The organism is Homoserinibacter sp. YIM 151385, assembly GCF_027912415.1.
GTDB lineage: Bacteria > Actinomycetota > Actinomycetes > Actinomycetales > Microbacteriaceae > Schumannella.
Genome location: NZ_CP115175.1, coordinates 2,792,339 through 2,815,352 on the forward strand (window position 1 = coordinate 2,792,339; position 23,014 = coordinate 2,815,352).

Consider the following 23,014-nt stretch of genomic DNA (forward strand, 5'->3'; position numbering starts at 1 on the left):
AGCCGTCGGCCGGCCCCCCAAGGAACCAGGAAGGTACCCAGCAATGAAGCGAAGCAGCATCTTCACGGCCCTCGCGACCGCCTCGGTCGCCGCGCTCGCCCTCGCGGGCTGTGCGGCGGGCGACGGCGACGAGCCCGCCGAGGGCGGCGAGGCCGGCGGCCTCATCGCCATCATCACGCCCGCCCAGGAGAACCCGTTCTTCAAGGCGGAGGCCGACGCCGCGAAGGCGGAGGCGGAGGAGCTCGGCTACGAGACCTCCGTCTCGTCCCACGACGACGACCCGAACAAGCAGTCGGAGCTCATCGACGCCGCCATCAGCCAGGGCGCCAAGGCCATCGTGCTCGACAACGCCGGCGCCGACGCCTCCGTCGGCCCCATCCAGAAGGCGGAGGACGCGGGCGTGCCCGTCTTCCTCATCGACCGCGAGATCAACGAGACCGGCATCGCGAAGGCGCAGATCGTCGCGAACAACGCGCAGGGCGCGGCGGCGGTCGCCGAGGAGTTCGTGGCGGCGCTGCCCGACGGCGGCAACTACATCGAGCTCACCGGCAAGGAGACGGACACCAACGCGGGCGTCCGCTCGGAGGCCTACGCGAGCGTCATCTCGCAGTACCCGGAGCTGACCTCGGTCGCGCAGGAGACCGCGAACTGGAGCCAGGACGAGGCCTTCGCGAAGGTCGAGACCCTCCTCCAGCGCAGCCAGGACGTGCAGGGCATCATCGCCGGCAACGACACGATGGCGCTCGGCGCCGTCGCGGCCGTCGAGGCGGCGGGCCTGCTCGACCAGATCGTCATCGCCGGCTTCGACGGCAGCCCGGATGCCGTGCAGGCGATCAAGGACGGCAAGCTCCTCGCGACCGGCCTCCAGCCCGCCGTGCAGATCTCGGAGCTCGCCGTGCAGCAGGCCGACGAGTTCATCCGCACGGGCGAGACCGGCGCCGAGGAGAAGCAGTCGATCGACTGCATCGTCATCAACGCCGACAACGCCGAGCAGTACACCCTGTTCGCGCTCGAGGGCTAGACCCGAGCCGAGCACCCGGCCGGGGCGCCTGAGCGCGGCGCCCCGGCCCCCACCACGACGGGAGATACGAGGAAGACATGACCGACGAGCAGAAGTTCGGTGCCGGGATCTGGCACTTCGCCACCTACGTGGACCGCTACGCGACGGACGGCTACGGCGAGCCGCGCAGCATCCTCGACGCGATCCGACTCGCGGGCACCGTCCGCGATCTCTCGGTCGTCGACCTCAACTGGCCGTTCTTCGGCGGGGACTTCTCGAACGAGCAGGTCGGCGCGGCCCTCGACGAGGCCGGGCTCTCCGTCATCGGCATCACGCCGGAGATCTACACGCGCCAGTTCGCGAAGGGCTCGTTCACGAACCCCGACCCGGGTGTCCGCGAGCTCGCGCACGAGCTGATCACCGACGCGGCGGATGTGGTCCGCCACTTCGGCGCCGACTACGTGAAGCTGTGGCCGGGGCAGGACGGCTGGGACTACCCGTTCCAGGTCGACCACGGCGCGCTCTGGAAGCAGTCGCTCGACGGCGTCGGCCGGCTCGCGAGCGAGAACCCCGACCTCAAGTTCGTCATCGAGTACAAGCCGCGCGAGCCCCGGGTCCACATGAGCTTCGACTCGGTGTCGCGCACCCTCCTCGGGATCGAGCGGATCGGCCTGCCGAACGTCGGCATCCTCCTCGACTTCGGGCATGCGCTGTTCGGGGGCGAGTCGCCGGCCGACTCGGCGCAGCTCGCGATCGACTACGGCCGGCTCTTCGGCATGGATGTCAACGACAACCTGCGCAGCTGGGACGACGACATGATCGCGGGCTCCGTGCACCCCATCGAGCTCTTCGAGTTCTTCTGGACGCTCGAGAAGAACGACTGGAAGGGCGTGTGGCAGCTCGACCAGTTCCCCTTCCGCGAGGACAGCGTGGAGGCGGCGGATTTCGCGATCGACTTCCTCAAGCGCGTGCAGGGCGGCCTCGGGCGCCTCGACGTCGAGGGCCTCATGGCGGCGCAGGAGCGCCACGACGCCGTCGCCGCGAACCGCATCGCGCAGCAGGCCCTCTACGGGGCCTGAGCGGCGCGGACGGGGAGCCCGCGATGCGCCCGTCGGCGGCCGGCCCGGCCGTTCCGCCGGCGGCGCGCCTCGCGCTCCTCGTGCGGCTCGCGAGGATGTACCACGAGGAGGGGCTGCGGCAGCCCGAGATCGCGGAGCGCACCAGGATCTCGCAGTCGCAGGTCTCCCGGCTCCTCCGCGAGGCGGTCGAGGCGGGCATCGTCCGCACGGTGGTCGTCTCGCCCGAGGGCGTCAGCGCCGACCTCGAGGAGCGGGTCCGCGAGCGGCTCGGGCTCGCCGACGTGATCGTCGCCTCGGTCGACGAGCGCGACGAGGAGGGGCTGCTCCGCGCGCTCGGCGGTGCGGCCGCCTCCTACCTCTCCACGACGCTCCTCCCCAGCGACCGAATCGGCATCTCCTCCTGGTCGGCGTCCCTGCTCGCCACCGTGGATGCGATGGTCGCCCGCCCGGGCGGGCGGGCGCGCGAGGTGGTCCAGCTCATCGGGGGCATCGGCGTCCCGGAGGTGCAGGTGCAGGCGACGCGCCTCGCCGATCGGCTCGCCCGGGTCACGGGCGCCGCGCCCCGCTTCTTCCCTGTGCCGGGCATCGTCGGCAGCGCCGCCGCGCGGGATGCGATCCTCGCCGATCCCTACCTCGCCGACCTCGGCGCGCACTGGCGGCGGATCACCGTCGCGCTCGTGGGGATCGGCGCGGTCGAGCCCTCGCCGCTGCTCGCGAGCTCCGGCAACGCGGTGAGCCGCGAGGACCTCGAGGCGCTCGTCGCGGCCGGCGCCATCGGCGACATCTGCCTCCGCTTCTTCGATGCGGCGGGGGAGCCCGTGGCGACGGCGCTCGACGGCCGCGTGCTCGGCATCCCCGCCGGACCGCTCCGCGGCATCCCGAGGACCGTCGCGGTCGCGGGCGGCGAGCGCAAGCTCGCGGCCATCCGGGCGGCGGCGCTCGGCGGCTGGATCGACGTGCTCGTCACCGACTCGCGCACGGCGCGGGCGCTGCTCGGCTGAGCTCAGTCGAACACGACGCCCTTCTGCAGGATGAAGCAGCTGTAGGGCTCGGACTCCAGGCAGTGCACGACGAGGACGCACTCGCGCGCCGCCGCGTAGAAGGTCTCGCGGGGGATGACCTCGTACTCGAGCCGGCTGCCGTGCTCGGCCGAGGCGAGGCGGAGGACCTCGTCCTGTGTGGCGGTCGTGACCGCCGCATCGCCGTCGGTCTCCATCCGGGCGAGCGGGCGCTCGACGAAGTCGTCGAGCGGGAGGACGGAGAGGATCGCGGTCATCGCGCGCACCGCGGTCACCTCGCCGAGGCGGATGACGGGCGCGCCGGCCGAGTTCGCCGGGTAGTTGCGGTCGACGAGGAGCAGTCGATCGGCATGGCCCATCTCATCCAGCGCCTTGAGCAGCGCTCCCGACAGCAGCGGATCGATCCCCTTGAGCATGGTCGAACGGTAGCGCACCGCGGGTGTCGCTGAATAGGCAGTCGCATCCGCTTGGATTCGCGCTCTCTGTCGCCTCCGTGGAACACTCGGACCATGCCGCTCTCGTCCATCCCCGACGTCGTCGCCGAGCTCGCCGCCGGCCGACCGGTCATCGTCGTCGACGACGAGGATCGCGAGAACGAGGGCGACGTCGTCCTCGCCGCCCAGCACGCGACGCAGCCCTGGATCGCCTGGCTCGTGCGCAACTCCTCCGGCTTCATCTGCGCCCCCATGACGAACGAGCTCGCCGACCGGCTCGCGCTCCCGCTCATGGTCGCCGACAACGAGGACCCGCGCGGCACCGCCTACACCGTGACGGTGGATGCGGCCGACCGGCTCTCGACCGGCATCAGCGCCGCCGACCGCGCCCACACGCTGCGTGTCCTCGCCGACCCCGCCTCGGCTCCGAGCGCGCTCACCCGACCCGGCCACATCCTCCCGCTCCGCGCGGTCGAGGGCGGCGTGCTCGAGCGCGACGGGCACACGGAGGCGGCGATCGACCTGCTCCGCCTCGCCGGGCTCGAGCCGGTGGCCGCGATCTCCGAGATCGTCGGCGCCGACGGCGAGATGGCGCGCCTCCCCGAGCTCCTCGAGATCGGAGCGCGGGAGGGGGTGCTGGTCGCGTCGATCGCGGACCTCGTCGAGTACCTGCGCTCCTCGCCCGTCTGAGCCCGCTGCCTCTGGCCGATGTCGGCGGCCATGTGTACGTTGTTCACATGAGCCACAGCGAGTCGGGCGACGCAGCGCCCGAGACCCCCGTCGCGATCTCCGCCTCGCAGACGCCCGAGCGGGGGATGCGCACCTTCATGGGCGTGCTCGTCAACACCGCCGTCGCGAACGTCACGACGAGCTACCTCTGGTTCGCCCTGACCTTCTGGATCTACCTCGAGACGCGCTCCGTGCTCGCGACCGGCGTCATCGGCGGGCTCTACATGCTGCTCATCGCGATCTTCGCGATGGTGTTCGGCACGATCGTCGACCGCCATCGCAAGCACCGGGTGATGATCTTCGCGAGCATCGTGACCCTCGTGCTCTTCGGCGCGGCGGGCGTCCTCTACCTGCTCGTGCCGGAGCGCACCCTGCTCGACCTCGGCTCACCGCTCATCTGGGTCTTCGGACTCGCGATCCTCGCGGGCGCCGTCGTCGAGAACATGCGCAACATCGCGCTCTCGACGACCGTCACGCTCCTCGTCCCGCAGGAGCGGCACGCGAACGCGAACGGCCTCGTCGGCACCGTCCAGGGGCTCGCGTTCATGGTCACGAGCGTGTTGAGCGGCCTCTCGATGGGCCTCCTCGGCATGGGGTGGACGCTGCTCATCGCGATCATCCTCACGGCCGTCGCGCTCGCCCACCTGCTGGTGCTCCGCATCCCCGAGGCCGAGCCCGAGCGCAGCGGCGAGCGGCAGCCGCTCGTCGACCTCCGTGGCAGCATCACGGCCGTCCGGGCCGCGACCGGCCTCTTCGCGCTCATCGTCTTCTCGACCTTCAACAACCTCATCGGCGGCGTGTACATGGCGCTCATGGACCCGTACGGCCTCGAGATCTTCCCGGTCGAGATCTGGGGCATCGTGCTCGGCGCGACCTCGACGGGCTTCATCATCGGCGGGCTCGTCATCGCGAAGTTCGGTCTGGGCCGCAACCCGATCCGCACCATGCTGTTCCTGCTCATGGTCATGGGCCTGCTCGGCGCGCTCTTCACGATCCGCGACTGGTGGTGGATCTACGTCCTCGGGATCTGGCTCTACATGTCGCTCGTGCCGGCCATCGAGGCGGCCGAGCAGACCGTCATCCAGCGCGTCGTGCCCTTCCGGACGCAGGGTCGCGTGTTCGGCTTCGCGCAGGCATTCGAGTCGGCGGCGGCGCCGGTCACCGCGTTCCTCATCGCGCCGATCGCGCAGTTCGCGATCATCCCCTACATGGACTCGACCGCCGGCAAGGAGGCCTTCGGCTGGCTGCTCGGCGAGGGGGAGGCTCGCGGCATCGCCCTCGTGTTCCTCGTCGCGGGGCTCGTCATGATCGTCATCGCGGCGCTGGCCTTCCTCACGAGGTCGTACCGGCGCATCTCGGCGCTCTACCGCGACAACGAGGAGTCCGTCCCGGCGCCCGGCTCGGAGGAGGGCGCGGGCGGGTCCGGCGCAGGGGAGGCGGGCGACTCGGTCGCCGACGCCTCGACCGCGCTCCCGCGCTGACGCGTTCCGGGTGACGCCGGGAGAGCCGGATCGCGGCTCAGCGCGTCATCCCCGGCGCTCAGCGCCACCAGTCGTCGTCGACGCCGACCGGCGGTCGGCGCTTGTGCTCGGTCGCCGCATAGCGGGCCTCGAGCGCGCTCGCGGCCTCCGCATCCACCTCGCGCCCCTCGAGGAACGCGTCGATCTGGGCGTAGCCGACGCCGAGCTCCGACTCGTCGGTCTGGCCGGGGAGGTCGTCGAGGAGGTCGGCGGTCGGCGCCTTCTCCCAGAGCCGCGCCGGCGCATCGAGCTCGCGCAGGAGCGCGGCGCCCTGGCCCTTCGAGAGCCCGGCGAGCGGGAGCACGTCGGCGCCGCCGTCGCCGTGCTTCGTGAAGAAGCCCGTCACGGCCTCCGCCGCATGGTCGGTGCCGACGACGAGGGCGCCCTCCGTGCCGGCGACCGCATACTGCGAGACCATCCGCATCCGCGCCTTCACGTTGCCCCGCTGGTAGTCGGAGAGGGGCGCGCCCTGCGCCTCGCCGACGGTCGCGGCGAGCGCGTCGACGCCGGGTCGGATGTCGATCGCGAGCGAGCGGTCGGGCCGGATGAAGCGGAGCGCGAGCTGCGCGTCGTCCTCGTCGGCCTGCGCGCCGTAGGGCAGTCGGATGGCGGTGAAGGACGCCTCGCCGCCGGCGGCGCGCACGCGCTCGACGGCGAGCTGCGAGAGGCGCCCCGCGAGCGAGGAGTCCTGGCCGCCGCTGATGCCGAGCACGAGGCCGCGTGCACGGGATGCGGCGAGATAGTCGACGAGGAACGCGACGCGGCGCTCGATCTCGGCGGCCGGATCGATCTCGGGGGCGACGCCGAGGTCGCGGATGATGTCGGGGCGGGAGGACTCCATCCACAGAGTCCAGCGCGGGGGAGGGGTGCGCGTCAAGCGCGGGCGGTGAGCTCCCGCAGCGCGAGCACCATGGAGCGGTGCTGGCCGCTCTCGACGGCGAGATCGGATCGCGTCCCGCGGTAGGCGATCCAGAGCGGTTCGACGTAGTCGATGTACCCCACGATGTCGTCGCCGAAGGTGACGCGGTAGAGCGTCGCGGTCACGGGGGAGACCTCGGCGGCGCCGGCGGAGCCGAGCGAGGGGTGGGTCTCGGAGGCGGCGATCTCGGTGCGGGTGCGGTCGAGGATCGTCATGGTGGAGCCCTTTCGTCGATGGTGCGCGTCGCCCGAGGACGACGAATTACTAGTCTGTCGAACTATTCGCCGCCTGTCGTCTGTCCCCCGGCCGCGCACAGCCGATCCGGAGCTTCTCACCAGCCGATCCCGCCCCATCCCCCTCCCCTTCCCGCAATAGACATGTCTGCGGCGAGAGGGACGGCGTGATGCAGCCGTCCCCGGCGCCACAGACATGTCTACGGGGTGAGGGAAGTCAGGGGAGGAGGTGACCGGCGGCGGTCGTGAGGCGGTACCACTCCTCGCGGCTGAGCTGCACGCCGCCGCCCGCCGCCGACTCCGCCACCCGCTCCGGCCTCGTCGTGCCGAGGACGGTCTGGATGCCGGCCGGGTGGCGCGCGATCCACGCGACCGCGACGCCGGTGGGCGTGATGCCGTGCGCCGCCGCGATCTCGTCGAGCGCCGTGTTGAGCTCCGGGTAGGCCTCGCGGTCGCCGACGAAGACGCCGTCGAAGAACCCCTTCTGGAAGGGCGACCACGCCTGCAGCGTGATGTCGTGGAGGCGGGCGTAGTCGAGCATCCCGCCGTCGCGGTCGATCGACTGGTCGAGGCCCGCCATGTTCGCGGCGAGCCCCTGCGCGATGATCGGCGCGTGCGTGATCGAGAGCTGCACCTGGTTCACGGCGATCGGCATCGGCAGGCTCCGGCGCAGCAGCTCGATCTGCCCGGGCGTGTGGTTCGAGACGCCGAAGGCGCGCACCTTGCCGGCGGCCTGCAGCTCGGAGAAGGCGCGCGCGACCTCCTCGGGCTCGACGAGGGTGTCGGGACGGTGGAGGAGGAGCAGATCGAGGTAGTCGGTCCGCAGCGCCGCGAGCGACTCGTCGACCGTGCGGATGATGTGCTCGTAGGAGAAGTCGAACATGCCGGGCCGGATGCCGACCTTGCTCTGGATGATCACGTCGCCTCGCGAGGCCGCCGGGATCGCGCCCGACTCGCCGAAGCGCTCCTCGCAGCGGTGGCGCTCGCCGCCGTAGATGTCGGCGTGGTCGAACACGTCGACGCCGTGGTCGATCGCGGTGCGGACGAGGGTGCGGATCTGCTCGTCGTCGAGCTCGGCGATGCGCATGAGCCCGAGGACGACGCTGGAGGCGGAGCGGCCCAGGGCGGGGATGGGGAGGGTCTTCATGCCTCCATCCTCAGCGCTCCGGCGCCTGCACGCCAGGCCCGCGCTAGGCTCGGCCGACATGAGCGCGACGCCGGCAGGCTGGTACCTGGACCCCGCGACCGGCCGTCAGCGCTGGTGGGATGGCGCCGCCTGGAGCGCCTACTTCGCCGACGAGCACCTCGACGCCCCGGGTGCCCGGCAGGCGCTCGGCCTCCCGGCGGCGCCGGGGGCTCCGGGCTCGGCGCCCGGTGCCCCGCCTCGCCGCCAGGTGCCCGTCGCGGGCGTCGTCTTCATCGTCCTCGGAGCGGGCGGCCTCGTCATCCTGTTCGGGGCCGTGATCATGGGGATGCTCCTCGCGGCCGCCGGCGCCTGAGCGCGGCGACGCCCCGACGGAGAGCCCGCCGGGGCGTCTGATGCCGCATGGGGGGATGCGGCCGGCTGCCGGATCCTGGCAGCCGAATCCACGGTAGGCGGGCCGGCTCGCCCTGCGGCTCCTGAACAGATCGTTCTGCCAGTGTTCCCCCAGCGCACGCGACGGTCGTCGCGCGAGCCTGCGCCTCGTCGGATCGCGGCGGTCTCGATCGCGACCCGATCAGCGCATCGCGGACGGTGGTCAACGCCCCGCGGACAGGCCGAGAAGCCGCGCGCGGCTGACGAGGAGCGCCGTCGCGATCCGGTCGAGCTCGTCGAGGTCGAGCGCGCGATCGCCGTCGAGGATGCGCTGCGCCTCGGCCTCCTCGAGGTCGAGCTCCGCGGCGAGCCGACGTCGCGGCGGCATCGCGGGCGTCTCGCGGAGTCGCAGCTCCTCGAGGAGGTTCCGCGCGACGACGAGGTGCAGCGGCATCCGACGCTCAGACATGCGGACCATCGTCGTCGCGCTCGTCGACCACGTCAACCGATATCGGTTGCCCTGTGGAGAACCGCACGCGCGGGCAGACGCGTCCAGCCGGTTTCGGTACGGTGTGGCACGTGCCCCGTCGAGCCGAGCCGTCGCCCAGCGCCTACGCGCGCGCCGTCGCGGCGGCCCTCCGCGCTCGCAAGACCGAGCAGGGGCTCTCGATCGCGACGATCGCCAGGCGGAGCCCCCTGTCCGCGAACTACCTCGCCGAGCGGCTCCGCGAGGAGAAGAGCTTCACCCTCACCGACATCGAGATCCTCGGCACGGTCCTCGGCTTCGAGCCGGCCGCGTTCCTCGCCGGTGTCGAGTCCGGCGGGCGTCGAGCCCCGCTCTCGGCGCTCCCGTCCCGCGACGATGTCGCCCCCGCCCGGCAGGATGAGATCGAAGCCCGTGCCGCGGGCGACGACCGCACCCAGGCAGATCCGGAGCAGGAGCACCCGTGACCCGAGCACCCTACGACCCGTACCGCCACGCGGAGGTCCTGGGGCTGCGGGTCGAGACGGCGCGCATGGGGCACGACGGCCTCTGGCTTCCCGACGAGGGCCTGGTGCTGCTGCGGCCGGGCCTGCTTGCCATCCAGGAGCGCTGCATCCTCGCGCACGAGATCGGCCACGCCGTGCTCGGGCACCGCGCCAGCACGCCGCGAACCGAGGCGGCGGCCGACCGCTACGCCGCCGAGCGGCTCGTCGATCGCGCCGCCCTGCTCGACTCGATGCGCGCGACGGGGGATGCGACGCGGTGGTCGCTCGAGCTCGGCGTCACCCGCAAGGTGCTCGGCGTGTACCTCGAGCGGCACGGGGAGCGGCTGTCGCGCCTCGGACGCGATGCGCCCGAGGGGCTCGCCTCCGCCCGCCGGGTCGCCTAGGAGGCCGGCTCGCCGAGGAGGCCGGGGCGCCGAGGAGCGCGTCGCTCGGATCCGCGACACGCGAGGGGACGCGACCCTGCCGCCCCGTCCCGCGTCGGCTGCCGAGCCGGCTGCCTAGCCTCAGCCGACGAGCTCCGCCTCGACCGCGACGCCGTCCGCCCGGATGATCGCGCTGACGCCGAGCTCGAGGCCGCGGAGCTGCACGAAGCGCGCGGGGTCCTCGGCGGTCCCCGCGTCGAGGATCGTGATCGTGTAGGCCGAGGTCGCCCAGGCGGTGCCCCCGCCGGCGGCCAGGTCGAGCTCCTCGTCGGCCGCCATGGCCGTCTCGAGCTGCGTCCAGGCGTCCTGGCTGAGGACCTCGCGGAACAGGCCGAGGGCGAGGGCGCGTTCCTCCTCGTCGAGCTCGCCGAGGGGGAGGCCGCGGTCGGCGTCGCGGAGGCGCGCGAGCCGGTCGGCGTCCATCCGCTGCTCGAGCTCCGCGGTGCGTGCGCTCGCTCTCGTGGCGAGTGCCGCGGCGGCGACGGCCGTGCGGGCGGCGACGCCGAGCGCGGTCGCGCCCGCGGGGGCGGCGGGCCCGATCGCGGCGAGCGAGCCGATGACGGCGAGGGCGGCCAGGGCGCCGATCACCTGGCGGAGGACCCTCCCGTGGCGGCGGCTCTCGTGGCGAGGCGGGAGCTCGGGCCCGAGTCGCGCGGCGGCGTCCGATCCGCCGGCGGTCGGGAGGCGGTCGTCATCGCTCATGGACTCATTGAGCGGCACGCGTCTTGGGGCCCGCCTGCCGCATCCTGTGGGTCCGCGCTGAGTGACCCGTGGACTCGCCGCGCACGAGAGCGACCGGGACCGGCTTGTCAACCCCCTTGCCCGACTTTGACTTGCCTCTCCCGGGGCCCGATGCTCGGATCATGCTTGACCCCGATGGCGCCGTGCCCTTCACCGGGATCGTCGACCATCTGTCCGAGGTCTTCCCGCACATCGGGCGGGGCCACATCGAGTCCGTGCTCGTCGAGGAGCACGAGATCATCGTCGGCGGTGTGCCCGGCGACCTGGTGCCGGCCGCGGTCGCGGAGGGCGTCCGCGAGCGCCTGCTGCGCGCCACGATCGAGTCGCGCGGCGATACGGCGTCGGCCGCGGGCTAGCCCCGAGACGGGACGGCGTCGACGGCTCAGCCGGCGTGCGCGCGACCCCAGAGGGTCTCGTCGGCCTGGAGCCGCGGGTCCCGGAGGCAGCGGGCGACGACCTGCGGGTACTCCTCCATCGCCATCGGCGTCTCGATGACGCGCTGCAGGAGGTGGAAGTAGCGGCGGACCGGCATGCTGAAGGTCGAGAGGATGAGGCGGTTCTTCGCCTGCCCGTTGACGGGGTTCTCGACCTCGAAGTCGAGGATGCGGCGGTCGAGCTCGGCGAGGACGGGCTGCGCGGAGGCGAGGGTGCCGGGGCGCGCGGTCTGGATCGGGGCGGTCGTGGTGGGGAGGACGGCGGTCATGTCGTTCGGCTCCTTGCGTCGTGGGCGATTCAGGGGGATGGTCGTCGTCAGCCGGCGAGCTCGATGACGCCGGCGACGGCGGCGGCGAGCGCGATGAGGCCGGTGCCGGCGGCGATGAGGGTGCCGACGAGGTCGGCCCGGTCGTCGCGGTCGGCGAGGGGGCCGGTCGGCCGGCTGGGGTCGATGGTGCGCTTCGCCTGGGCGAGACCCCGGTAGGTGCCGAGCTTCTGCGCGTCGGCGCCGCTCACCGCGTAGAAGCGGCCGCGGAGCTCGATCATGCCGAGGTAGGTCTCGGCACTGCGCGCGACCCAGAGGCCGGCGTCGGGGGAGGACCAGGTGACGCGCTCGGCGTGAGCGGCGAGGTGCTCGCGGGGGGCGGCGACGGTGGCGGTCATGGCCGGTCCTTCCTTGTCGTGAATTGTTAGTCAGACTAGTTATTCCTGATCCAAATGACAAGTCAGGCTTGCTGCTCGGGTCGTCGCGCGCCACGAGCGGCGGTTCGGACCGCGCGCGAACGTCGCGCCCGGCGGGCGGCGGGCTGCCGACGGCACGTCAGAATGCACCGGCCCGCGCGGGCAGGGTGCGGTCGGACTACGCGCCCGGGACGGCGTCGGACGCGTGGCCCTCGTCGACCTCGTCGACGGCCTCCCGCATCCGCGTCAGGAACTCGATGACCGCCTGCGCGCTCCGGCGGTCGAGGGTCTCCGCGACCTCGACCATCCGCTCGTGCATGGACCCGAGCGTGTGCCGGACCTCGTCGTGCGTGCTCGCGGTCGGCACGATCGTGACGGCGCGACGGTCGGTCGGGTGCGGCTCGCGGCGCACGTGACCGCTGCGCTCGAGGCGGTCGATGAGCGCGGTCGTCGACGGCGTCGAGATCTCGAGTCGGGAGGCGAGCTGCTTCGCGGTGACGATCCGCCCGGCCTTCTCGGCCGCCACGACGTAGCGCAGCGCGAGGATGTCGGTCTCCCCCATGCCCATCGAGGTGCGGGTGCGGCGACGCATCGCGACCTCGGCGGCCCGGTACTGGCGGAGCGCGTTCAGCACGTCGACCCCCTGCTGGGTCTTCGAGTCGTCGCCGTACCAGTAGCCGGAGGCGCTCTCGATCTGCGCGCTGCTCATGCAGAGATGTTATCCACCCTCATCTCTAGCCTGTCTAGCGAAGCGCGGGGTCTCTGCACTCGCGCTCAGGTTCGGCAGCTCGCCGCTCCCGTCGCGCGCGGGCTCAGGCCGCGGGCACGCAGGTGGTCATCGTGACGCCGACCGCGCCCTCGAGCTCGCGGGGCGCGAGCACGACGCGCAGGCCGGCGAGCTCGGCGAGGGCGCTCGCGTGCGTGCCGCCGCAGGGGATCCGGACCTCGCCCTCCGGGAGCTCGGCCGTCCACCGGCGGCGGTCGGCGAGACCGGGCCCGTCGAGCTCCATGCGGATGGTGCCCGACGAGGCGGTCCAGGCGTCGAGGCGCGCCTGGACGGCCGCGGTCAGCGAGGGGAGGTCGTCGAGCGCGGCCGGGTCGAAGCCCGCCTTGCGCACCGACTTCCCGACGCGGTACTCGTCGACGCTCCCGTGCGGCTCGATCGTCGACCGCTCGATCGCCGTGCCGTCGAAGTCGGGGCTGCCCGCCGCATCCCTGCGCCCCACCTTGCGCCAGGCGCCCGCCAGCTCGGCGTTGAGGGCGAGGGAGGCGAGGTGGCAGGCGGAGTGGCCGAGGGACAGCGCGCGGCGGTGCGGCCGATCGACCTCGACCTCCACCTCCCCGCCCTCCCGGAGGCCGGCCGCCGCGGCGGCGTCCGCCTCCACGAGATGGGCGACGACGAAGGCCCAGCCCTCCGCGCCCTTGCGGACCGGCACGTCGGCCCCGAGATGGAGGACGGCGCCGTCGGTCGCGCCGACGACGCAGTCGCGCAGCTCGAGGCGCGCACCGCCCGCGAGCAGGGCACCGCGGTCAGGGCCCTGATCGGGCCACCCGGCGTCGACGGGGTGCGCCGCGGTGCGGTCGAGGAGCACCGCGACCAGGCCGTCGCCGGCCTCCTCGACGTGCAGCACGAGGGCGGTCGCGGAGGTGTCGCCGGCGGCGTAGCGGATCTCGGTGTCGGTTCCTGGGAGCGTCACCCCGCAACGCTATGACACGACGCCTACCCTTGAGCCGTGCCCTCCGCTCTGCTCGATCCGCCGCGCCCCGGCCCGGGCGGCCGCCGCGGCACCGGGGGAGCACACGGTCGGCACGCGCCGCGCGACCCGCGTCGCGGGCGCACGCTGCCGACCCGCATCCTGCTCGTCGCGGGCCTCGTCGCGACGCTCGCCGCGATCCGCCTCGTCGCGCCCGGCGAGCTCGCCCTCGAGGACGCGGTGCAGGACGGCATCACGCTCGCGACCAGCGTCGTCGTCGAGTCGCTGCCCTTCGTCTTCCTCGGGCTGCTGCTCTCGATCGCGGTGCAGCTCTGGGTGCCCTCGAGCGTCCTCATGCGCATCCTGCCGCGGCGCGCCCTCCCGCGCCGCGCCGTGCTCTCGCTGCTCGGCGTGCTGCTGCCCGTGTGCGAGTGCGGCAACGTCCCGCTGGCGCGCGGCTTCGTGATGCGAGGGCTCACCGTGCCCGACGCGATGACCTTCCTGCTCGCGGCCCCCATCCTCAACCCGGTCACGATCATCACGACGTACCAGGCCTTCGGACTCCAGGACGGCATCCTCGTCTGGCGCGTCGTGGGCGGCTTCCTCGTCGCGAACGGGATCGGCTGGCTGCTGAGCCGTCACCCGGAGCCGGACCGCCTGCTCACGCCCTCCTTCCAGGCCGCCTGCGCCCACGACGCGGGAAGCTCGCAGCGGGCGAGCCTGCCGCGCGCGGCCCGCATGTTCGCCGCCGAGACGACCGCGATGCTCCCGGCGCTTCTCGTCGGATCCGCGATCGCCGGCCTCATCCAGGTGGCGGTGCAGCGCGACCTGCTCGTCCAGCTCGGGCAGCACCCCGTGCTCTCGGTGCTCGCGCTCATGGCGCTCGCCTTCGTCATCTCCATCTGCTCGAACGTGGACGCCTTCTTCGTCCTCTCGCTCGGCTCGGCCTTCTCGCCCGGGGCGATCATCGCCTTCCTCGTGTTCGGACCCATGATCGACATCAAGATGCTCGCGCTCATGCGCACGACCTTCACGGCGCGGACCCTCGCGGTCGTCGCCTCCGCCGCGGCGCTCGCGACCGCCGTCATCGGCCTCGGGGTGAACCTTGCGGGCTGATCGCGCCGTCGGGCGCTGGATCGGGATCGCGCTGACGCTCATCGGCGTCGCGGCGATCGTGCACCTCGCGGCGACGGGGCGGCTCGAGCTCTACATCCACCCGCGCTACACGGTCTTCACGGTCGTCATGGCGGTGCTCGGCGGACTGCTCGCGATCGCGGCGATCCTCGTGCCCCGGGAAGGCGCCGGCGGCTCCGGTGCCCATGCCGCGCACGCGGAGCACGGCGATGTCCACGAGCACGAGCACGACCACGACCACGAGGACCAGGGCGTGGATGCCGAGCGCCCCGTTCGCACCCGGCTCACGACCGCGGGGCGTCTCGGCATCCTCGTCCTCGCCCTCATCGCCCTGCTCGTCATCCCGCCCGCGACCCTCAGCGCGACCGCGCGCACCGACCGCGAGCTCGCGACCTCCGGCCAGGTGCTCGACGCGGCCGACGCCCCCGAGCTCGCCGGCGGCGACACGACGAGCTTCAGCGTCAAGGACTGGGCCGCGCTCATCCGCCAGGGCGGCGCCGAGTCGGTGCTCGGGCAGCGCGCGGCGGTCTCCGGCTACCTGCTCGACCGCGGCGAGGAGGACGTCGTGTATGTGGTGCGCATGCTCGTCACCTGCTGCGCCGTCGACGCCCAGCCGCTGGGATTCGCGATCCAGCTCGAGGACTGGCAGTCGGATCACGCGGCCGGCGACTGGGTCGAGGTCTCGGGCGTCTTCGTCGAGAACCCCGACATCGACTCCGACACCGCCGTCGTCCTCGAGCCGCAGGAGCTCGCGGCGATCGAGGAGCCCGAGCAGCCGTATGTCTTCTGAGTCCCCGGCGCCGGTGCCGCGCCGCGGCCGCTTCGGGCGCACCGTCGCGATCGCGCTCGGTGCGCTCCTCGTCGCCGTGCTCGGGCTCTCGGCCGCGAACTCGGTGCGGCCGCCGCGCGTCACCGGCGTCGAGCTCAACGGGCAGGCGGCGATCGAGCGCACCGGGCAGCGCCTCCAGCTCCGCCTCGACCAGCCGGTGACGGCGCTCGAGGCCTCGCAGGTCGAGCTGGTCCCCGCGGCGCCCTTCGAGCTCTCGCAGGAGGGCGCGCTCCTCACGCTCCGCCTCGGCGCCCCGCTCGCCCCCGCGACCGAGTACCGGGTCGAGCTGCGGGGACTCCACGGCACCGCGACCGGCGCGCGCGGTGATGCCGACGCCGGCATCCGGACTCCTGCGGCCTCCCTCGTGCTCCTCCAGCGCGGGCCCGACGGCGACCGGGTCGTGCGCCAGGAGGTCGGCGGCGAGACGACGACCCTGCTCGAGGCGCCGCGGCTGCAGGAGGCGGCCGTCTCGGGCCGGGATGTCGCCGCCGTCGAGCTGGACGCGCAGGACCAGGGGCGCGTCGTCATCCAGTCGCTCGACGGCGAGGGCCGGACCGCGATCGAGCTGCCCGATCCCGGGAGCGCGACCATGCTCCGCGGGGCCGGGTCGAGCGGGATGGTCGGCTGGACCTACTCGAGCGCGCCCGGCGTCGAGCCGATCGTCGCCCGGCTCCTCTACACCTACGACACGACCGACCCGGCGGGCGTCGCGACGCCCGTCGAGGGCCTCGGCGGCGAGCCGCTCTCGGTCCTCGACTGGACCTTCGTGCCCGGGACCAGCTCGATCGTCGCGCAGGCCGACGACGAGTCGATGCTGCTCGTCGACCCCTCCGGCCAGACGCCCCCCACCCCGCTCGGGGCGCACTCCGAGCTCCGCGGCTTCCTGCCGGGGACGACCTCGCTCGTCGTCGCCGACCCGGATCGCGGCTCGGTGGTCGACCTCGCGAGCGGCGAGACCCGCACGCTCGAGCTGCCGGACGCCGAGCTCCCGGTCGGCACGCAGCGCGGCCGGATCCTCGCGCTCGACGAGACCTCCTACCTGGAGCTCGTCGCCGAGGTCGGCGACGACGGCCTCAGCCCGACCACCTCGATCATCCGGGTGGACGACGCCGGCACCCGGCAGCTCTACGCGCCGGCCGCCGAGGGCACCCGGATCGCCGCGCTCTGCCTCGATCCCGGCGGGCACCTGCTCGCCGTCACGACCATCTCGGCGGAGGGGCAGCCGGACGGCTACCCGAACCTCCCCGGCTCGACCGCGACGACGACGATCGTCCTCGACGCCGCATCCGGCGCCCTCCTCGAGAGCACCGCCGGCGCCGAGCCGAGCTGGTGCGGCTGACGCCGGGGCGCGCCCGCCTAGGCTTGAGCGGATGCGGAGCTCCCGGCCGATTCGACGTGCCACGGCGGTGTGCCGTGTCCTGATCGTCGGGCTCGGGATCGCGGCGCTCATCGGCCGCTACCTCTACGGCGTCGGCAACGTGACCTTCAACACCGGCAACTACTTCGCCTACCTCACCATCCAGTCGAACATCGCGGCGCTCCTCATGCTGGCCGCGGCCGCCTGGATGGCGTGGCGCGGCATCCCCGAGCCGCCGCGCTTCTCCGCGCTGCGGCTGCTCGTGACGAGCTGCCTCGTCGTCGCCGGGAGCGTCTTCATCGTGCTCGTCGCGCAGTCGCCGAACTTCGGCTACCCGATCGGGGTGCCGTGGTCGGACGCCGTGCTGCACTTCGCGATCCCCGCCTACGCGATCCTCGACTGGCTGCTCGCGCCCGGCCGGCACCGCACGGGGTGGCGCCTCGCGATCGGCCTGCTCGGATATCCGGTCGTGTGGGGGCTCATCACGCTGTGGCGGGGTGCCGTGGTCGGCTGGTATCCGTACTTCTTCCTCGATCCGTACCAGGTGTCGGATCCGGTCGAGTTCGCGGGATTCTCCGGTATCGCGCTCTCCGTGTTCCTCGTGGTCGGGTTCCTCCTCACCTGGCTCTCGCGGGTGGTGCGTCCGCTCGGCGGGCTGTCGCCGGCGCGCCGCGCCGAGCTCGAGGACGAGCTCGCGCCGCTCGAGCTCGACCCGGTGCTCCGCGTCGGGCGCTGAGGACCGCGCGGGGACCGGCGGAGGCGTCAGACGGCGAGGAAGGGGGCGAGGCTGGCGAGCGCTGCGGCTTCAGCGGCCGTGTCGTCGAGCTCCGCGAAGGCGGCCGCGGCGGCCCCGCCCGTGATGCCGACGAGCACCGGCTCGCCCGTGACGGGGAGCAGGTTGATCCAGCGCGGGACCGCGACGTCGTCGCCGACCACCGTCCAGAGCGCCGCCTCGGCATCCCAGACCGGCTCGTCGAAGCGGAGCCAGATGGTCTCCAGGTGCCCGACGCCGAGCGCGTCGATCGCGGCGCGCGTCGCGAAGGGGAGGCCCGGCTCGAAGTCGAGCCCCTCGCCCTTGAGCACCCCGAGCGGCACCGTCACGACGACGCGGTCGGCGCCGAGCGACTCGCCCGTCGCGAAGCGCACGCTGACCCCGCGGTCGTCGTAGCCGATGCGCGTGACGGTCGTGCGGAGGGCGACGTCGATGCCGTCGAGGAGGTCGTCGACGAGGCGGTGCAGGCCGCCCGTCACGAGGACGGCGGGGCCGTCCTGCAGCTCCTCGGCGGCGTACCAGGCGGAGAGCTCCGCCGCATCGGCGCCGACGACCGTGCTCAGCTCGTCGACGAGGTAGGCGCCGACTGCGCCGCCGGGCTCGGCGCCTGCGGCCTCGAGCGCCTCCGCGAGACTCGTGTCCCGCACGCCCTCGGCCGCCGCCGCGAGCGCCCGCTCGACGGCGCGCGCCGCGCCCGAGGGGTCGATCGGCTCGCCGTCGGGGGCGACGACCGCGGGGGTCGCCGCGCCCTCGGCCTCCGGGCTCGGCGTCGGCGCGTCGGCCGCGCCGGGGGCCTCGACGCCGGGCACGGCGGCGGTGCCGACCCCCAGCGCGTCGAGCGAGTCCGCGATCGGGTTCGCCTCGGCCGAGCGCAGCCACAGCGCGCCGAGCTCGGGTGCGAGCGGCCAGGTGTCGTCCTCGACGGTCTGGATGCGGCCTCCCGTGCGGTCGCGCGCCTCCACGACCTGCACCTCGAAGCCGGCGCGGGTGAGGCGGCGCGCGGCGACCGCGCCCGCGAGCCCCGCGCCGATCACGATGACGCGCTCGCCCGGCTCGCCCGCCCCGACGACGCGGTCGGCGGCGAGCTCGGCCGAGCTCTGCGCCCCGCGGAGCGTTCCCGGCCGGATCGCGCTGGCCGCCTCGCCCGCGAAGAACACCCGGCCCTCGACCGGCTCGGCGAGCGTCGCGCGCTGCTCCGGGGAGGCGCCGACGCCGATGAAGCTCGTCGCGCCGCGCGCGAAGTCGTCCGCACCCCAGCGGCTGCGCACCATGGCGGCGGCCGGCGTCGGGGGACGGGATGCCGAGGCGCTGGGCGTGGGCATCGGCCGCGAGTCCTCGGTGCAGCCGGCGAGCGTCAGCGCGCCCAGCCCGGCCGCGGATCCGAGGAGGAAGGTGCGCCGGTCCACCCTCCCACCCTATTCGGACGCGGCGCACGCGATACTCGGGGGATGATCTCGACCGTCCTCGCCCGCTCGCTGCGGGAGGCCGGCCTGCGGTGGACGCCCGCCTCCGGCGACGCCTTCCAGATCGCCGGCCCCGACTTCGAGGGCGACGTGTTCACGGTGAGCGACATGACGATCGAGCCGCAGCGGCATCCGACGGGCACGGTCCTCGGATTCAACGGCACGACCGAGTGGGCGCTCGACTCGGTCTCGCTCGAGGATGCGCTCTGGCTCCCGCGCGAGGACCAGCTGCGGGATGCGCTCGGCGGCACCTTCGCGGCGCTCCGGCGCGAGCCCCTCGGCGCGGGGGCCCGCTACACGGTCGAGGTGCACCGCGGCGGTGCGACGGGCGCGTATTCGGCCGAGGATCCCGCCGAGGCCTACGGCCTCGCGCTCCTCGCGCTCATCCGCGCCGCGGGCTGACGCCGCATCCCGCATCCCGCCCGCACCCGCATCCCGCCCGCACCCGCGCGGCCGCCGCGCGAGTCCGCCCCGCGCACCCGCCGCGCACGAGTCCGCCGCGCGCCGTGAGGGGTCCCATATGACGGCTTCCAGCGGCCGGAACCGGTCATTTGGGACCCCTCACGAGTGCGGGACGGACGCCCGGGGCCGCGCCGCGATCAGGGGATCGGGATGAGGGCGTGGCCACGGGCGGGCAGCGTCACCGTGCCGAGGTCGCGGCCGTCGAGCTCGAGGCGCGGCGCGAGCGGGTACGGCGCGACGTTCAGCGCGACGAGGAGGCGCGAGCCGTCCGGGGCCCGCACGGTCGTCGCGACGACGCCCGCCCGCTCCGCCTCGATCCGCAGGCCCGGGCGCACGTCGAGCAGCGCGAGGAGCTCCCGCCAGGTGCCGAGGTGCACGGGGAGGTCGCCGCCGATCACGAGGGCCCGCCCGAGCCCGGCTCGGGTCAGCACCGCGACCGCCTCGCCCGAGCCGAGCTCCCGCGCGAGCACCGTCGGCGCATCGGCCGAGCCGCCGGACGGACCGTCCGCCGACCCGCCCGCCGCGCGCAGCAGCTGCGCCGAGCTCACCCGCACCTCCGCCCGGCCCGCGAGCGGCCCCTCGAAGCGCACGAGCGGGAAGTACTCGGTCTCGGGCGTCGTCCCGTCCCGCCGGATCCCGGCGCTCGCGAGGCCGAGGGCGTCCGCGAGGATCGTGCACGGCGTCCCGTCGTCGTCGAGCGCGGGGAGGCGGCCGGCGAGCACGAGGCGCCCGCCCGCGAGCACGTGGTCGGCGAGCAGCGTCTGCACGGCGGCGCCGAGGGTGCGCCCGGTCGGCAGCACGACGACGGCGCTCGGGTCGAGGTCGACCTCGACGCCGCGCGCCCACTCGTCGGAGGCGACCGCGGCGTCGTCGACGGCGGCCGCCTGGAGGTCGACCGCGCCGAAGCGCCAGCCGCCGAGCACGAGCGCGCGCAGCAGGGCCTCGCGCGCCCCGCCGAAGCGATGCTCCTGGAGGTCCGCGACCTGCTCGCGGCGGGCCGCCGCATCCGGGTGCGCGTACTCGGTGAGGTAGTGGTCGGCGACGAAGCCGTAGACGAGCTCGTCGTGCTCCTCGACGCCGCCCGCGAGGACCGCCTCGTGCTCGCGCAGCTCGCCGATGACCGCCTCGAGCGCGTCCCGGGCGGGCGTCGAGCGGCCCTCGGGGTCGATGGGGGCCGCGAAGCCGTGGCGCTCGCCCGTGAAGGCGATGCGGCCCGTGCGCCCCGCACCCGTGCCGTCGTTCTCGGGCTGCTCGATCTCGGGGTTCCGGCCCCCCGCGAAGAGGTAGTAGTTGATGGCCCGGTTCCCCTGCGCGACCGTGAGGAGGGTCTTGAGGGCCCCGGCCTCCGGCGGGCTGAGGTGGTCGAGGTCCTCGCCGTAGTCGCCGGTGCCGGCCTCGAACTCGAGGGAGGTCGCGGGCTGCTCGGGGCCGTTGACGCTCGCGAGGATCGCGTTCGAGAGGTAGAGGTCCGCCGCGTTCTGCACGGTGAGGTCGCCGAGGTAGAAGTCGCTGCCCGCGACGACGTCCGCGCGGCCCCGGTAGGCGGGGGCGAGCTGCGAGACGCCGACGGGGAAGGTGCGCCCGCGGCGCTCGCCGGTGCCGTGCACGTTGACGAGGAGGGGGCCGTCGATGCCGGCATCCCGCGCCCACCCTTCGAGCCGCTGCAGGTACTCGGCGAAGCGCGACCTGGCGTGGAGCCCGATGGCGCGGTGCACGGCGAGCTCGGACGCCGTGCCGGCACCGCCGCCGCGCGCGACCCGCGCCGCCTCGGGGTCGCGGGCGGCGAGCTCGCCGAGCGCGAGCTCGCTGAGGTCGGGGGAGTTCGAGACCCAGTCGAGCATGCCGACCTCGTTGTCGAGCTGCACCGCGATGACGGGGCCGCCGCGGCTCGCGAGGCGCTCGGCGAGCAGGGGCAGGACGGCATCCATCCACCCCTTCGCGGCCTCGAGGTAGGCGGGTGCCAGGTAGTCGAGGGACCGGGTGGGGGTGGGGCGGCCGTCCCAGCCGAGCGGGTGGGTCTCGGGGTGCTCGGCGCGCACGCGGTACGGGATGCCCTCGTTCTTGAGCTCGGCCATGACGAAGGGGCCGGGGCGGGCGATGACGTCCATGCCCTCCTCGGCGCAGAGGTCGAGGAAGCCGAGGAGGTCGCGCTGCGGGTGGGTGCGTCCGTCGAGGTCGACACGGCCGTCGGGCAGCTCGTGCCAGATCCAGGGGATGTAGGTCGCGACCGTGTCGAGGCCGGTCTCGCGGGCCTGACGGATGCGCTCGCGCCACACCGCCGGATTGAGGCGGAAGTAGTGGATCTCGCCCGACATGACGAGGCGCGGGACCCCGTCGATCTCGAGCCGTCCGGCGCGTGCCCGGACCTCTCTCGCATCCGCCATCGGCCTGGTCTCCGTTCGTCGTCGAACTCGAAGGCTGTCACCCGAAAGGGTGGCGATTGCGATTGTAACCGGTTACAGTGACGGAACGCGAAGCCGGCGACGACGCCGGGGGAAGGGCCGGTCATGGACGACGGGATGCGGGATCGCGCGGCGCGCGACGGCCGCAACGTGCGCGAGATCGCCGCCCTCGCGGGCGTCTCCACCGCGACCGTCTCCCGTGTGTACCGCGGCGTCGGGGCGGTCTCGCCCCAGATGCGCGAGAAGGTCCTTCAGGCGATCCAGGAGTTCGACTACCGGCCGAGCCACTTCGGGCAGGCGCTCGCGAAGGGCCGCCACAACGCCATCGGCATCGCGTTCCCCGGGCTCTCCGGCCCCTACTTCGCGGAGCTCATCCGCGGGCTCGAGGAGGTCGCCGTCGAGCGCCGCCTCAGCGTCCACATCCTCGGCACCCACCTCCAGGACGGCGCGGCGGCCGAGCTCGCCGAGATGTCCCGGCGGGTGGACGGCCTCATCGTGCACGGCGGCACGATCCCCGCGGCGCGCACCGCGGAGCTCGCCCGCCGGGCCCCCCTCGTCGTCGTCGGTGCGGAGCCGGGCACCGGACCCGTCTCGGTCCGCACCGACAACGACCCCCTCCGCGAGCTCGTGCGCCACCTCATCGAGGACCACGGCCGCACGCGCCTCGTCTTCGTCGGGACGCCCGAGGGCTCGCCCGACATGACCGAGCGCTGGGCCACCTTCCGGGCCGTCCACGAGGAGCTCGGGCTGCGCGCGCCCGAGGAGCCCGTGCGTGTCGGCTTCCAGCAGTCGGACGGCGTGCTCGCCGCCGACCAGGTGCTCGCATCCCGCGCCGACGGGGCCGTCTGCGCGAACGACGAGACCGCCCTCGGTCTCCTCGTCGGCGTGCTGGGTCGCGGCGTCCGGGTGCCCGAGGACCTCGCCATCACGGGCGTCGACGACGTCCAGCTCGCGTCCATGGTGACGCCCTCGCTCACGACGCTCCGCCGTCCGCTCGCCGAGATCGGCGCGCGGGCCGCCCGGCTCCTCCTCGACATCGTCGAGGGGCGCGAGGTGCCGGTCGAGACGGTGCTGCCGACCGAGGTCGTCCGGCGCGGCAGCTGCGGCTGCCCGGAGCCGGCCGCCGCGGGGCCCGGCGACGCGCGCCCCGCACCCCCGATCCCCGACCCCTGATCCCGCCGGC

General features: G+C 73.9%; 26 protein-coding genes and 1 pseudogene. 15 read left to right on the top strand and 12 right to left on the bottom strand.

Translation table 11 applies throughout. The features are described 5' to 3' along the window. Positions 1 to 43 precede the first annotated feature (43 nt). From OF852_RS13555 to OF852_RS13565, 3 genes are all read left to right on the top strand, one after another. Entirely contained in the window at positions 44 to 1,021 is a 978-nt protein-coding gene (locus tag OF852_RS13555) for a D-ribose ABC transporter substrate-binding protein (protein WP_271119687.1), read from the top strand. 77 nt (positions 1,022 to 1,098) lie between these two features. Further along, positions 1,099 to 2,079, top strand: a complete 981-nt coding sequence (locus tag OF852_RS13560; RefSeq protein ID WP_271119688.1) for a sugar phosphate isomerase/epimerase family protein — start codon at positions 1,099 to 1,101, stop codon at positions 2,077 to 2,079. Between the two features lie 23 nt (positions 2,080 to 2,102). Next, complete coding sequence (locus OF852_RS13565; RefSeq protein ID WP_271119689.1) at positions 2,103 to 3,080, top strand: sugar-binding transcriptional regulator; 978 nt, start codon at positions 2,103 to 2,105, stop codon at positions 3,078 to 3,080. A 2-nt stretch (positions 3,081 to 3,082) separates the two neighbouring features. On the opposite strand, the gene OF852_RS13570 is transcribed toward OF852_RS13565, so the two are convergent. Next, entirely contained in the window at positions 3,083 to 3,514 is a 432-nt protein-coding gene (locus OF852_RS13570; protein WP_271119690.1) for an RbsD/FucU family protein, read from the bottom strand. Between the two features lie 93 nt (positions 3,515 to 3,607). Here OF852_RS13570 and ribB point away from each other — a divergent pair. Both ribB and OF852_RS13580 read left to right on the top strand, forming a co-directional pair. After that, positions 3,608 to 4,204: pseudogene (gene ribB / locus OF852_RS13575) on the top strand (3,4-dihydroxy-2-butanone-4-phosphate synthase); the annotation flags it as partial. Between the two features lie 65 nt (positions 4,205 to 4,269). Further along, complete coding sequence (locus OF852_RS13580; RefSeq protein ID WP_442908633.1) at positions 4,270 to 5,742, top strand: MFS transporter; 1,473 nt, start codon at positions 4,270 to 4,272, stop codon at positions 5,740 to 5,742. Positions 5,743 to 5,800: 58 nt separating this feature from the next. Here the strand turns inward: OF852_RS13580 and nadE are convergent, their stop codons facing one another. From nadE to OF852_RS13595, 3 genes are all read right to left on the bottom strand, one after another. Continuing rightward, the gene (gene nadE, locus OF852_RS13585) at positions 5,801 to 6,622 is read right to left on the bottom strand and encodes an ammonia-dependent NAD(+) synthetase (RefSeq protein WP_271119691.1); all 822 of its coding nucleotides are present in this window, start codon (positions 6,620 to 6,622) and stop codon (positions 5,801 to 5,803) included. Between the two features lie 32 nt (positions 6,623 to 6,654). Then, complete coding sequence (locus OF852_RS13590) at positions 6,655 to 6,915, bottom strand: hypothetical protein (RefSeq protein ID WP_271119692.1); 261 nt, start codon at positions 6,913 to 6,915, stop codon at positions 6,655 to 6,657. A 235-nt stretch (positions 6,916 to 7,150) separates the two neighbouring features. Continuing rightward, positions 7,151 to 8,080 carry an aldo/keto reductase gene (locus OF852_RS13595; protein WP_271119693.1) on the bottom strand — a complete coding sequence of 310 codons (930 nt, stop codon included), beginning with the start codon at positions 8,078 to 8,080 and terminating at the stop codon, positions 7,151 to 7,153. 58 nt (positions 8,081 to 8,138) lie between these two features. On the opposite strand from OF852_RS13595, the gene OF852_RS13600 reads away from it, so the two are divergent. Continuing rightward, positions 8,139 to 8,432 carry a DUF2510 domain-containing protein gene (locus OF852_RS13600; protein ID WP_271119694.1) on the top strand — a complete coding sequence of 98 codons (294 nt, stop codon included), beginning with the start codon at positions 8,139 to 8,141 and terminating at the stop codon, positions 8,430 to 8,432. 240 nt (positions 8,433 to 8,672) lie between these two features. On the opposite strand, the gene OF852_RS13605 is transcribed toward OF852_RS13600, so the two are convergent. After that, positions 8,673 to 8,918 carry a hypothetical protein gene (locus OF852_RS13605; protein WP_271119695.1) on the bottom strand — a complete coding sequence of 82 codons (246 nt, stop codon included), beginning with the start codon at positions 8,916 to 8,918 and terminating at the stop codon, positions 8,673 to 8,675. 110 nt (positions 8,919 to 9,028) lie between these two features. On the opposite strand from OF852_RS13605, the gene OF852_RS13610 reads away from it, so the two are divergent. Together OF852_RS13610 and OF852_RS13615 are read left to right on the top strand one after the other, a co-directional pair. Further along, positions 9,029 to 9,400: a hypothetical protein gene (locus tag OF852_RS13610; protein ID WP_271119696.1), complete on the top strand. Its 372-nt coding sequence runs from the start codon at positions 9,029 to 9,031 to the stop codon at positions 9,398 to 9,400. Continuing rightward, complete coding sequence (locus OF852_RS13615) at positions 9,397 to 9,822, top strand: ImmA/IrrE family metallo-endopeptidase (RefSeq protein WP_271119697.1); 426 nt, start codon at positions 9,397 to 9,399, stop codon at positions 9,820 to 9,822. Before OF852_RS13610 ends, OF852_RS13615 begins: the two co-directional genes overlap by 4 nt. A gap of 120 nt (positions 9,823 to 9,942) precedes the next feature. Here the strand turns inward: OF852_RS13615 and OF852_RS13620 are convergent, their stop codons facing one another. Then, positions 9,943 to 10,563 carry a hypothetical protein gene (locus OF852_RS13620; protein WP_271119698.1) on the bottom strand — a complete coding sequence of 207 codons (621 nt, stop codon included), beginning with the start codon at positions 10,561 to 10,563 and terminating at the stop codon, positions 9,943 to 9,945. Between the two features lie 161 nt (positions 10,564 to 10,724). Here OF852_RS13620 and OF852_RS13625 point away from each other — a divergent pair, with 161 nt between their 5' ends. Then, on the top strand, positions 10,725 to 10,958 hold the full coding sequence (locus OF852_RS13625) for a CUE domain-containing protein (protein ID WP_271119699.1): 234 nt from the start codon (positions 10,725 to 10,727) through the stop codon (positions 10,956 to 10,958). Positions 10,959 to 10,984: 26 nt separating this feature from the next. Here the strand turns inward: OF852_RS13625 and OF852_RS13630 are convergent, their stop codons facing one another. The 4 genes from OF852_RS13630 to OF852_RS13645 form a co-directional block, all read right to left on the bottom strand. Next, positions 10,985 to 11,305 carry a DUF3263 domain-containing protein gene (locus tag OF852_RS13630; protein WP_271119700.1) on the bottom strand — a complete coding sequence of 107 codons (321 nt, stop codon included), beginning with the start codon at positions 11,303 to 11,305 and terminating at the stop codon, positions 10,985 to 10,987. A 47-nt stretch (positions 11,306 to 11,352) separates the two neighbouring features. Beyond that, a complete protein-coding gene (locus OF852_RS13635; RefSeq protein ID WP_271119701.1) occupies positions 11,353 to 11,700 on the bottom strand; it encodes a hypothetical protein in 348 nt (115 codons plus the stop codon). A gap of 196 nt (positions 11,701 to 11,896) precedes the next feature. Beyond that, entirely contained in the window at positions 11,897 to 12,427 is a 531-nt protein-coding gene (locus OF852_RS13640) for a MarR family winged helix-turn-helix transcriptional regulator (protein WP_271119702.1), read from the bottom strand. Positions 12,428 to 12,530: 103 nt separating this feature from the next. Continuing rightward, complete coding sequence (locus OF852_RS13645) at positions 12,531 to 13,415, bottom strand: metal-dependent hydrolase (RefSeq protein WP_271119703.1); 885 nt, start codon at positions 13,413 to 13,415, stop codon at positions 12,531 to 12,533. 36 nt (positions 13,416 to 13,451) lie between these two features. Here OF852_RS13645 and OF852_RS13650 point away from each other — a divergent pair, with 36 nt between their 5' ends. From OF852_RS13650 to OF852_RS13665, 4 genes are all read left to right on the top strand, one after another. After that, positions 13,452 to 14,528: a permease gene (locus OF852_RS13650; protein WP_271119704.1), complete on the top strand. Its 1,077-nt coding sequence runs from the start codon at positions 13,452 to 13,454 to the stop codon at positions 14,526 to 14,528. After that, complete coding sequence (locus OF852_RS13655) at positions 14,518 to 15,336, top strand: TIGR03943 family putative permease subunit (protein ID WP_271119705.1); 819 nt, start codon at positions 14,518 to 14,520, stop codon at positions 15,334 to 15,336. Before OF852_RS13650 ends, OF852_RS13655 begins: the two co-directional genes overlap by 11 nt. After that, positions 15,326 to 16,714, top strand: coding sequence for a hypothetical protein (locus OF852_RS13660; RefSeq protein ID WP_271119706.1), 1,389 nt, complete (start codon positions 15,326 to 15,328; stop codon positions 16,712 to 16,714). Before OF852_RS13655 ends, OF852_RS13660 begins: the two co-directional genes overlap by 11 nt. A 67-nt stretch (positions 16,715 to 16,781) precedes the next feature. Continuing rightward, entirely contained in the window at positions 16,782 to 17,468 is a 687-nt protein-coding gene (locus OF852_RS13665) for a Pr6Pr family membrane protein (protein WP_271119707.1), read from the top strand. Positions 17,469 to 17,494: 26 nt separating this feature from the next. On the opposite strand, the gene OF852_RS13670 is transcribed toward OF852_RS13665, so the two are convergent. After that, the gene (locus OF852_RS13670; protein ID WP_271119708.1) at positions 17,495 to 18,910 is read right to left on the bottom strand and encodes a flavin monoamine oxidase family protein; all 1,416 of its coding nucleotides are present in this window, start codon (positions 18,908 to 18,910) and stop codon (positions 17,495 to 17,497) included. Between the two features lie 42 nt (positions 18,911 to 18,952). Between OF852_RS13670 and OF852_RS13675 the strand changes: the two genes are divergently transcribed. Beyond that, on the top strand, positions 18,953 to 19,369 hold the full coding sequence (locus tag OF852_RS13675) for a pilus assembly protein CpaE (protein WP_271119709.1): 417 nt from the start codon (positions 18,953 to 18,955) through the stop codon (positions 19,367 to 19,369). A 197-nt stretch (positions 19,370 to 19,566) separates the two neighbouring features. Here the strand turns inward: OF852_RS13675 and OF852_RS13680 are convergent, their stop codons facing one another. Then, a complete protein-coding gene (locus tag OF852_RS13680) occupies positions 19,567 to 21,813 on the bottom strand; it encodes a beta-galactosidase (RefSeq protein ID WP_271119710.1) in 2,247 nt (748 codons plus the stop codon). A 123-nt stretch (positions 21,814 to 21,936) separates the two neighbouring features. On the opposite strand from OF852_RS13680, the gene OF852_RS13685 reads away from it, so the two are divergent. After that, the gene (locus tag OF852_RS13685) at positions 21,937 to 23,004 is read left to right on the top strand and encodes a LacI family DNA-binding transcriptional regulator (RefSeq protein ID WP_271119711.1); all 1,068 of its coding nucleotides are present in this window, start codon (positions 21,937 to 21,939) and stop codon (positions 23,002 to 23,004) included. Positions 23,005 to 23,014: the final 10 nt, after the last annotated feature.